Consider the following 10,445-nt stretch of genomic DNA (forward strand, 5'->3'; position numbering starts at 1 on the left):
TTAGTCTATGAGCGCTGATAATAAACAATCATTGCCTGCGATAACGCTGGCTGCAATTGGGGTGGTATACGGTGATATCGGTACTAGCCCGCTTTATACCCTTCGTGAATGTCTGTCTGGTCAATTTGGGTTTGGCGTAGAACGTGACGCCGTATTTGGCTTTTTATCTTTAATTTTCTGGTTATTGATCTTAGTCGTCTCTGTTAAATATCTCACTTTTGTCATGCGTGCTGATAACGCCGGTGAAGGCGGTATTTTGACGCTAATGTCTTTGGCTGGGCGTAATACTTCGGCAAGAATGACGTCGGTGCTGGTGATCATGGGATTGATCGGCGGCAGCTTCTTCTATGGCGAGGTAGTCATCACCCCGGCAATATCGGTTATGTCGGCCATCGAAGGGCTTGAGATAGCCGCGCCGCAGCTTGACGCCTATATCGTTCCGTTGTCGATAGCAGTACTGACTCTGCTGTTTATGATTCAGAAACACGGTACTGGGCTGGTGGGTAAACTGTTTGCTCCTGTCATGATGCTATGGTTCCTGGTTCTGGCAGTGTTAGGTGCGCGCAGTATTATCGACAACCCGGAAGTGCTTCATGCGCTGAATCCTGCGTGGGCGGTGCACTTCTTCATCGAATACAAAACAGTTTCATTCTTTGCTCTCGGCGCTGTAGTGCTTTCTATTACCGGGGTTGAAGCGTTGTATGCGGATATGGGCCACTTTGGTAAGTTGCCGATTCGTATTGCGTGGTTCTCGGTGGTATTGCCGTCACTGGTGCTTAACTATTTCGGCCAGGGCGCACTGCTGCTCAAAACCCCGGAAGCTATAAAGAACCCATTCTTCTTGTTAGCTCCTGACTGGGCACTGATCCCGCTGATGATTCTGGCAACACTGGCAACGGTTATCGCTTCTCAGGCGGTTATATCCGGCGTGTTCTCGTTGACTCGCCAGGCTGTGCGCCTGGGTTACCTGTCGCCAATGCGCATCATCCACACCTCGGAAATGGAATCCGGGCAGATTTATGTGCCAGCAATTAACTGGCTCCTTTATATCTCCGTGGTGATTGTGATTGTGAGTTTCGAGCACTCCAGCAACCTGGCAGCAGCTTACGGTATCGCGGTAACGGGTACGATGGTGCTGACGTCCATCCTTTGTTGTACCGTCGCCACCAAAAACTGGCACTGGAACAAAATTGCTGTGCTGCTGATGGGCTTTGCTTTCCTGTGTATCGATATCCCGTTGTTCTCAGCAAACGTGGTCAAAATCTTCTCCGGTGGTTGGCTGCCGCTGTGCCTGGCGCTAGTGATGTTTATCATTATGACGACCTGGAAAAGCGAGCGTTTCCGTCTGCTGCGCCGTATGCATGAGCACGGAAATTCACTGGAAGCGATGATTGCCTCCCTGGAAAAATCACCGCCGGTACGCGTGCCGGGTACAGCAGTTTATATGTCCCGTGCGCTGAACGTGATTCCTTTTGCCATGCTTCACAACCTCAAGCACAACAAAGTGCTGCATGAGCGGGTGGTACTCCTGACGCTGCGAACAGAAGATGCACCGTACGTTCATAATGTACGTCGTGTTTCTATAGAACAGCTTTCGCCTACCTTCTGGCGAGTGGTCGCAAGCTACGGCTGGCGCGAAACGCCAAACGTGGAAGAGGTGTTCCATCGCTGTGGCCTGGAAGGGTTGAGCTGCCGAATGATGGAGACGTCGTTCTTTATGTCCCATGAATCGCTGATCATCGGTAAACGCCCGTGGTATTTGCGACTGCGCGGCAAGCTATTCTTAGCCTTGCAACGAAACGCTCTGCGAGCGCCTGACCAGTTCGAAATCCCGCCAAACCGGGTTATCGAGTTAGGTACCCAGGTCGAGATTTAACGCCAACGCCTCTTCAATCGAAGGGGCGTTTTTCTTTGCCTCTTGACTGAACGCGCTCTCATTTCCTTCTTAATGAAACAATGCAGCGAAACGTTTCGATGGCGATCACATTTCCGCAATGTGCTGGTTGTTTTACCATCACTATATTTCCTACACTTTACTCCAGCGAAACGTTTCGCTAGTGGAGTAAGAAAATGAAGAAAGGCACAGTTCTCAACGCTGATATCTCGTCTGTTATTTCCCGTCTTGGCCACACCGACACGCTGGTGATTGGCGATGCAGGATTGCCGATCCCGCGCAATACACCGCGTATAGATTTGGCTCTGACTCACGGCGTACCGGGTTTTATGCAGGTCGTTGAAGTCGTAACGCAAGAGATGCAGGTTGAAGCGGCGATCTTAGCTTCGGAAATTAAACAACATAATCCCCAACTCCATGAAACGTTGCTTAGCCATATCGAGCAACTGCAACAACACCAGGGAAACACCATTTCTATTCGTTACATTAGTCATGAGCAGTTCAAGCAACACACCGCTGATAGCCAGGCGGTTATTCGCAGCGGGGAGTGTTCCCCGTATGCGAATATCATTCTCTGTGCTGGCGTAACTTTCTGAGGCCGGCATGGAACCGTTACTGCAATTAAAAGGGATCGATAAAGCGTTCCCGGGCGTAAAAGCCCTGTCAGGAGCCGCGCTGAATGTTTATCCGGGGCGCGTGATGGCGCTGGTAGGTGAAAACGGCGCAGGCAAATCCACCATGATGAAAGTGCTGACCGGCATTTATCAGCGTGATGCGGGTTCGCTGTTGTGGCTTGGCAAAGAAACCATCTTTACCGGCCCAAAATCCTCACAGGAAGCGGGCATCGGGATTATTCATCAGGAACTCAACCTGATTCCGCAGCTCAGTATTGCGGAAAACATCTTCCTCGGTCGTGAATTTGTTGGCCGTTTCGGCAAGATTGACTGGACGAAAATGTACGCCGAAGCAGACAAACTGCTGGCGAAACTGAACCTGCGCTTTACTAGCCAGAAGCTGGTGGGCGATTTGTCGATTGGCGATCAGCAGATGGTCGAAATCGCCAAGGTTCTGAGCTTCGAGTCGAAAGTCATTGTGATGGACGAACCAACCGATGCTTTGACCGATACCGAAACCGATTCTTTATTCCGCGTTATCCGCGAGCTGAAAGCTCAGGGGCGTGGCATCGTCTATATCTCCCACCGCATGAAAGAGATCTTCGAGATTTGCGACGACGTGACCGTGTTCCGCGACGGGCAGTTTATTGCCGAACGTGAAGTGGTGACGCTGACCGAAGATACGCTTATCGAAATGATGGTCGGCCGCAAACTTGAAGACCAATACCCTCGTCTGGATAAGCAACCCGGCGAAATCCTTTTGCGCGTCGACAACCTTTCCGGACCAGGCGTACATGACGTGAGTTTCACTCTGCGCAAAGGTGAAATTCTTGGCGTTGCCGGTTTGATGGGCGCGGGCCGTACCGAATTAATGAAAGTGCTGTACGGCGCACTGCCGCGCACGGGCGGTTATGTGGCGCTGGACGGTCGTGAAGTGGTGACGCGCTCACCGCAAGATGGCCTGGCAAACGGCATTGTTTATATCTCGGAAGACCGTAAGCGTGATGGGCTGGTGCTCGGCATGTCGGTGAAAGAGAACATGTCGCTGACCGCACTGCGCTACTTCAGCCATAACGCGGGCCGCCTGAAACATAAAGATGAACAGCAAGCGGTGCAGGACTTTATCCGTTTGTTCAACGTGAAAACCCCATCAATGGAACAGCCGATTGGGCTGCTTTCAGGGGGGAATCAGCAAAAAGTGGCGATTGCCCGTGGCCTGATGACGCGCCCGAAAGTGTTGATTCTTGATGAACCAACGCGCGGAGTTGATGTTGGGGCGAAAAAAGAAATTTATCAATTAATCAATCAGTTCAAAGCCGATGGGTTAAGCATCATTCTCGTTTCGTCCGAAATGCCGGAAGTCCTAGGTATGAGCGACCGAATTATGGTGATGCATGAAGGCCGTTTGGGCGGGGAATTTACCCGTGAAGAGGCTACCCAGGAAATACTCATGGCGGCGGCCGTCGGCAAGTTAAATCGCGTGAATCAGGAGTCTGTAAAATGAGTACCCAGTCTATTTCGACACGTCGCTGGTTCACTAAAGCGTGGCTATTGGAGCAAAAATCACTGATCGCACTATTGGTGTTGATTGCTGTTGTCTCGAGCCTTAGCCCTAACTTCTTCACTGTAAATAACCTGTTCAATATCCTGCAACAAACCTCCGTGAACGCCATTATGGCGGTTGGGATGACGCTGGTCATTTTGACTTCCGGGATCGACCTTTCCGTCGGTTCTTTACTGGCGCTGACCGGAGCTGTGGCCGCCTCGATTGTTGGTTTAGAAGTGAATGCTCTGGTGGCTATTGCCGGTGCACTGGCGTTGGGTGCTGCAATCGGGGCTGTAACAGGGGTGATTGTTGCTAAAGGGCGAGTCCAGGCATTTATTGCCACGCTGGTGATGATGCTTTTGTTGCGTGGTGTGACGATGGTGTACACCAACGGCAGCCCGGTAAACACTGGGTTCTCTGATAACGCGGATCTGTTTGGCTGGTTTGGTATTGGCCGCCCACTGGGGATCCCAACGCCTGTGTGGATCATGGGTATCGTTTTCCTGGCTGCATGGTACATGCTGCACCACACTCGCCTGGGTCGTTATATCTACGCGCTGGGCGGTAATGAAGCTGCGACGCGTTTGTCCGGTATCAGCGTTAACAAAGTCAAAATTATTGTTTACTCACTTTGCGGTCTGTTGGCGTCTTTGGCCGGGATCATCGAAGTGGCGCGTCTTTCCTCTGCACAACCAACGGCGGGTACCGGCTATGAGCTGGATGCTATCGCTGCGGTGGTTCTGGGTGGAACAAGCCTGGCGGGCGGGAAAGGGCGAATTGTTGGGACGCTGATCGGTGCGCTGATCCTGGGCTTCCTTAACAACGGGCTGAATTTATTAGGTGTTTCTTCTTATTACCAGATGATCGTCAAAGCAGTGGTTATTTTACTGGCGGTGCTGGTGGACAATAAAAAGCAGTAACAATCATAACCCTACAGGACATCTGACTATGAATATGAAAAAACTAGCTACCCTGGTTTCCGCTGTTGCACTGAGCGCCACGGTTAGCGCTAACGCGATGGCGAAAGATACTATCGCGCTGGTTGTTTCCACGTTGAATAACCCGTTCTTCGTTTCACTGAAAGACGGCGCGCAGAAAGAAGCCGACAAACTGGGCTACAACCTGATTGTTCTGGACTCGCAAAATAACCCGGCAAAAGAGCTGGCCAACGTGCAGGACCTCACGGTTCGCGGCACTAAATTGATGCTTATCAACCCAACGGACTCCGATGCCGTAGGTAATGCGGTGAAAATGGCCAACCAGGCTAAAATCCCTGTGATTACCCTCGACCGTATGGCGAATCAGGGCACCGTAGTGAGCCACATTGCTTCTGATAACGTTGCTGGCGGCAAGATGGCTGGTGACTTCATCGCTAAGAAATTGGGTGAAGGCGCGAAAGTTATCGAACTGCAAGGTATTGCGGGTGCATCTGCTGCCCGTGAACGTGGCGAAGGCTTCAAACAAGCAACGGCTGCGCACAAATTTACCGTTCTTGCGAGCCAGCCTGCTGACTTCGACCGTACTAAGGGCCTGAACGTCATGCAAAACTTGCTGACTGCGCATCCAGATGTGCAGGCGGTGTTTGCTCAGAACGATGAAATGGCGCTGGGCGCGTTGCGTGCACTGCAAACCGCTGGTAAATCCGACGTGCTGGTGGTTGGTTTTGACGGTACTGCTGACGGCGTGAAAGCTGTTGAAGGAGGCAAGCTGGGCGCAACCGTGGCACAGATGGCCGACCAGATTGGTGTTATCGGCGTAGAAACCGCAGACAAAGTATTGAAAGGCGAAAAAGTCGACTCCAAAATCCCGGTCGACCTGAAGCTGGTTACTAAATAAGACAACAATAGAAAAGCAGGGCACCGTGCCACTCCAGAAATGGGGGTGGCACACTTAACTGGACGGATAAAAATGAAAACTAAAGGCAATCTCGTCGTCCTGGGCAGCATCAACGCTGACCATATCCTGAACCTCGAACATTTCCCAACGCCGGGTGAAACCGTTACCGGGCAAGAGTATCAGGTCGCGTTCGGTGGGAAAGGGGCAAACCAGGCAGTTGCTGCCGGGCGCAGCGGCGCAGACATTGCCTTTATTGCCTGTGTGGGCGATGACGACACCGGAAGCCGTGTTTGCAAGCAACTGGCAAGCGACAAAATCGATACTTCCCCAGTCAGCACTATTAAAGAAGCCTCTACAGGTGTGGCACTGATCTTCGTGAATGGCGCCGGGGAAAATGTAATTGGCATTCACGCCGGGGCGAACGCGGCATTAACGCCAGCGCTTGTGGCTGAACAGAACCAAAAAATTGCAGAAGCTTCTGCACTTTTAATGCAGCTTGAGTCACCGCTGGAAAGCGTGTTGGCGGCGGCTAAAATTGCTCATCAGAACAAAACTAAAGTCGTGCTCAATCCTGCACCGGCCTGTGAATTATCAGACGAGCTGCTTGGGCTGGTGGATATGATCACGCCAAATGAAACCGAAGCGGAAAAGCTGACGGGCGTGCGCGTTGAAAACGATGACGACGCAGCAGTTGCGGCCAAAGCTCTGCATGCGAAAGGCATTCAAACCGTGATTATTACGCTTGGCAGTCGCGGCGTTTGGCTTAGTGAAAACGGCAAAGGTCAGCGCGTACCAGGTTTTAAAGTTAAAGCCGTGGATACCATCGCCGCTGGCGACACCTTTAATGGTGCGTTGGTGACGGCCTTGCTGGAAGAAAAACCAATGAATGAAGCGATTCGTTTTGCACATGCGGCTGCCGCTATTGCCGTGACTCGTAAAGGTGCGCAACCTTCCGTGCCATGGCGTCATGAAATCGACGAGTTTTTGCAACAGCAAGGATAATCATGGCCACCATGAAAGACGTCGCGAAGCTGGCGGGAGTTTCGACTTCTACCGTTTCGCACGTCATTAATAACGACCGTTTTGTGAGTGATGCCGTTCGTGCAAAGGTTGATGCGGCAATCAAGACTCTTAACTATGCGCCATCCGCTCTGGCGCGTAGCCTCAAACTCAATCAAACGCACACTATCGGGATGCTAATCACCGCTAGTAGCAACCCATTTTATTCGGAACTGGTACGCGGTGTGGAACGGAGTTGCTTTGAGCGCGGCTACAGCCTGGTTCTCTGCAACACCGAAGGCGACGAACAGCGGATGAATCGCAACCTGGAAACGCTGCTGCAAAAGCGCGTCGACGGTCTTCTTCTTTTATGTACTGAAACCCATCTCCCTTCGCCTGACATCATGAGTCGCTATCCTTCTATTCCAACCGTGATGATGGACTGGTCGCCTTTCGAGGGCGAAAGCGATGTGATTCAGGACAACTCGCTGCTCGGCGGCGAGACTGCAACGCAACATCTTATTGATAATGGCTATACCCACATCGCTTGTATTACCGGCCCGCAGGATAAAACGCCAGCGCGTTTGCGCCTCGAAGGTTATCGCAAGGCGATGAACCGCGCAGGGCTTGAGATTCGTGAAGGGTATGAAATTATTGGCGACTTTGAGTTTCAGGGTGGTTTCACAGCGATGAATTCCCTGCTTGCACTGGAACAACCGCCGCACGCCGTATTTACTGGCAATGATGCGATGGCGGTTGGCGCATATCAGGCTTTGTATCAGGCGGGATTGACGGTTCCACAGAATATGGCGGTTGTTGGTTACGATGATATAGAACTGGCGCGTTATATGACGCCACCGCTCACAACTATTCATCAGCCTAAAGATGAATTGGGTGAGTTGGCCGTTGATGTGCTGATACACCGAATGGCACAACCCTCCCTGGAGCAACAGCGCCTGTTTCTGACGCCTGAACTGGTGGTGCGTGGTTCGGCCTAGCGTTTAATCATGTTGCGCCCATCTTTCGGGCGTAACAGTAAGAACACGAGAGCCGAAACGAGCGTCACCCCACCCATCGTCAGGAATGTATAGTGGAACTGCTCGACAGTGTTAATACTCTCGACGCCCTCATATAGACGAAGTACAGCTGCACTTACCGCGACGCCAAGGCTAATTGCCAGTTGTTGCGTCACCGCCAATACACTATTTCCGCTACTGGCATTTTCATCGGTGAGGTCCGCAAGCGTAATAGTATTCATAGCCGTGAACTGCGTGGACATCGCCATCCCAAGAATAAATAGCGGCAGAATCAGTAGCCACACTTCCATCCCCGGCGACTGCAATGAAAATTGTCCAATCAGCAAACCGATGATCACAGTCACACAGACTAACGTTTTCCTGTAACCCAGTCGGCGTAATACCTGAGTCACGGTGGATTTAGCCAGCAGAGAACCAATTGCAGTCGGTGCCATCATGCAGCCAGCGATCAGCGCCGAATAGCCAAAACCAACCTGTAGCATTAAAGGCATAAGGAAGGGGACGCAACCGGTGCCGAGGCGCGATGCGAGATTCCCGATAATACCGACAGAGAAGGTTCTGGTACGAAACATCGGCAGCGCGATCAGTGGCGTAGGATGTCGGCGTGCATGCCATATATAAGTGGCTAACAGAACCAGACCGCCAATAATGGTCAAAATGCCGATATAACTTGAAACAATTCGCTCGCCGAATAATTCCACTCCGCTTGAGAAAAGCACAAGGCTTAGGCCAAACAGAAGAAAACCTGTCATATCAAAGCCACGACGTGAAGTCGTAAAGTTTGGCATGTACTTACGTGCGTAAATCAGCCCAAGGATACCAATAGGTATATTAATGAGGAAAATCCAGTGCCAGCTCGCCCATGTAACCAAAACACCGCCGAGTAGTGGGCCGAGGATGGGGCCGACCAATCCGGGCATGGTGACAAAGTTTAAAACCGGTAAGAGTTCACTGCGCGGATAGGCTCGTAGTAATGCTAAGCGGGCGACCGGCATCATCATCGCCCCGCCGATACCCTGTATCACACGGAAGACAACCAACTCACCGAGCGAGTTTGACATCGCGCAGGCAAACGAACCGAGAGTAAAGAGGGAAACCGCAAACATAAACACGCGCCGAGTACCAAAGCGGTCGGCAAGCCAACCACTGACGGGGATCAGCATCGCAACGGTTAAGGTATAACTGATAATCGCGGATTGCATTGCCAGTGGAGAGCGCCCAAGACTATGAGCAATTGCGGGTAAGGCTGTGTTGAGAATTGTGGCATCCAGCGCCTGCATAAAGAAAGCCATTGCCGCTATCCACGGTAACCCGGCCATACTGCGAGCTGTTTTGGTCATTTTTATCCTGATGTTTTAAACGCATCCAGGAGAAGGCGAGTCTTTACCCTTGAGCGGAGGGTTCTTTTAACAGTGTCTGGCCGGCGATTAACGCGGCCTGGCTGTCGCCCTGGGTAATGGCATCAACGATTGCCTGGTGCAAGTCGAGCTTAATAACGTCGTTATTAGTTATTGCGGTAAAGTAATTGTAATAAATAGAGCGGAATAAGTTAGCGAAAGAACAAAGGAAAGGGTTACCACTCATTGCATAGATTTGTTCATGGTAAGCCATATCGATTTCTATCCAGCGTTGGCGGTCAAACGAGCCTTTCAGCTTTACCATTTCTACCATCATCTCGTTGAGAAATGTTTTCTGCTCTTGAGTGCCATTAATAGCGGCCATGGCACAGGCTTGTGGTTCCAGGCTATTACGCATAACAAGGAAGTAATCCACCACATCATTAAAGTTCTCCTCTGTCATCCACCACGTGAGCAACTCCTTATCAAGGAAGTTCCAGTGACTGCGAGGCATAACTCGAGTACCAATACGCGGGCGAGGTAGAACCATTCCTTTTGCTGTTAATGTCTTTACTGCTTCTCGTACCGCTGTGCGACTAACTCCGAAGATCTCACCCAATTCGATTTCACCAGGCAATATACTGCCCGCTTCGTACTCACCTCGAAGAATGCGTTGCGCTAGTTTTTCCGCAAGAACATAGGAAAGGTTCTTTTGTGCCGCGAGTTGTTGTGCAGATAGAGACATAAATGCAATTCCTTTAGCGTTGTTTCTATTTGTAGTATGCCACCAGGTGTCTTTTACTGGTGCTTAAAACAGCAAATATCCCGTGTAACAGCTGTTTTGTAGTGCTTTTGGCGAAAAAAAAGACGCTTGGTAATCTATTTGCAATAAACACTTGTCAGCCCCCAGAAAATCCCTATACTGCGCCTCCACTGACACGGCACAACGGCTTACAAACCGGCTTGTCAGCCAGATGAAAAGCGAAAATAAACGCTTGACTCTGAAAGAGGAAAGCGTAATATACGCCACCTCGAGTTAGCAAGCGAAAGCGCGCAACTCACTGCTCTTTAACAATTTATCAGACAATCTGTGTGGGCACTCGCAGGATTGATATCTCAGATACCTTCGGGTATCAAAAAAATATCAAGTCTTGAAGAGTGACCAAGCAGTAATTCATTTAG

9 protein-coding genes are annotated in these 10,445 nt (G+C 50.9%); 7 read left to right on the forward strand and 2 right to left on the reverse strand.

The window, feature by feature from the left end:
- Nucleotides 1-7 precede the first annotated feature (7 nt).
- From kup to rbsR, 7 genes are all read left to right on the forward strand, one after another.
- Nucleotides 8-1,876, forward strand: a complete 1,869-nt coding sequence (gene kup / locus LVQ79_RS04330) for a low affinity potassium transporter Kup (RefSeq protein WP_151993923.1) — start codon at nucleotides 8-10, stop codon at nucleotides 1,874-1,876.
- A 194-nt stretch (nucleotides 1,877-2,070) separates the two neighbouring features.
- Nucleotides 2,071-2,490, forward strand: a complete 420-nt coding sequence (rbsD, locus tag LVQ79_RS04335; protein WP_232864012.1) for a D-ribose pyranase — start codon at nucleotides 2,071-2,073, stop codon at nucleotides 2,488-2,490.
- A 7-nt stretch (nucleotides 2,491-2,497) separates the two neighbouring features.
- The gene (rbsA, locus tag LVQ79_RS04340; protein WP_232864013.1) at nucleotides 2,498-4,012 is read left to right on the forward strand and encodes a ribose ABC transporter ATP-binding protein RbsA; all 1,515 of its coding nucleotides are present in this window, start codon (nucleotides 2,498-2,500) and stop codon (nucleotides 4,010-4,012) included.
- Nucleotides 4,009-4,974, forward strand: a complete 966-nt coding sequence (gene rbsC / locus LVQ79_RS04345; RefSeq protein ID WP_232864014.1) for a ribose ABC transporter permease — start codon at nucleotides 4,009-4,011, stop codon at nucleotides 4,972-4,974. Before rbsA ends, rbsC begins: the two co-directional genes overlap by 4 nt.
- A 28-nt stretch (nucleotides 4,975-5,002) precedes the next feature.
- On the forward strand, nucleotides 5,003-5,890 hold the full coding sequence (rbsB, locus tag LVQ79_RS04350; protein WP_151993927.1) for a ribose ABC transporter substrate-binding protein RbsB: 888 nt from the start codon (nucleotides 5,003-5,005) through the stop codon (nucleotides 5,888-5,890).
- 72 nt (nucleotides 5,891-5,962) lie between these two features.
- Nucleotides 5,963-6,892, forward strand: a complete 930-nt coding sequence (gene rbsK, locus LVQ79_RS04355; protein WP_232864015.1) for a ribokinase — start codon at nucleotides 5,963-5,965, stop codon at nucleotides 6,890-6,892.
- A gap of 2 nt (nucleotides 6,893-6,894) precedes the next feature.
- Nucleotides 6,895-7,887 (forward strand): ribose operon transcriptional repressor RbsR, encoded by a 993-nt coding sequence (gene rbsR, locus LVQ79_RS04360; protein WP_232864016.1) that lies wholly within the window; start codon nucleotides 6,895-6,897, stop codon nucleotides 7,885-7,887.
- On the opposite strand, the gene mdtD is transcribed toward rbsR, so the two are convergent.
- Entirely contained in the window at nucleotides 7,884-9,266 is a 1,383-nt protein-coding gene (gene mdtD, locus LVQ79_RS04365) for a multidrug transporter subunit MdtD (protein ID WP_151993930.1), read from the reverse strand. The genes rbsR and mdtD overlap by 4 nt on opposite strands.
- A gap of 43 nt (nucleotides 9,267-9,309) precedes the next feature.
- On the reverse strand, nucleotides 9,310-10,008 hold the full coding sequence (locus tag LVQ79_RS04370) for a FadR/GntR family transcriptional regulator (protein WP_232864017.1): 699 nt from the start codon (nucleotides 10,006-10,008) through the stop codon (nucleotides 9,310-9,312).
- Nucleotides 10,009-10,445 lie beyond the last annotated feature (437 nt).

It is taken from the genome of Buttiauxella cochleicola, assembly GCF_021282405.1.
Lineage (GTDB): Bacteria > Pseudomonadota > Gammaproteobacteria > Enterobacterales > Enterobacteriaceae > Buttiauxella > Buttiauxella massiliensis.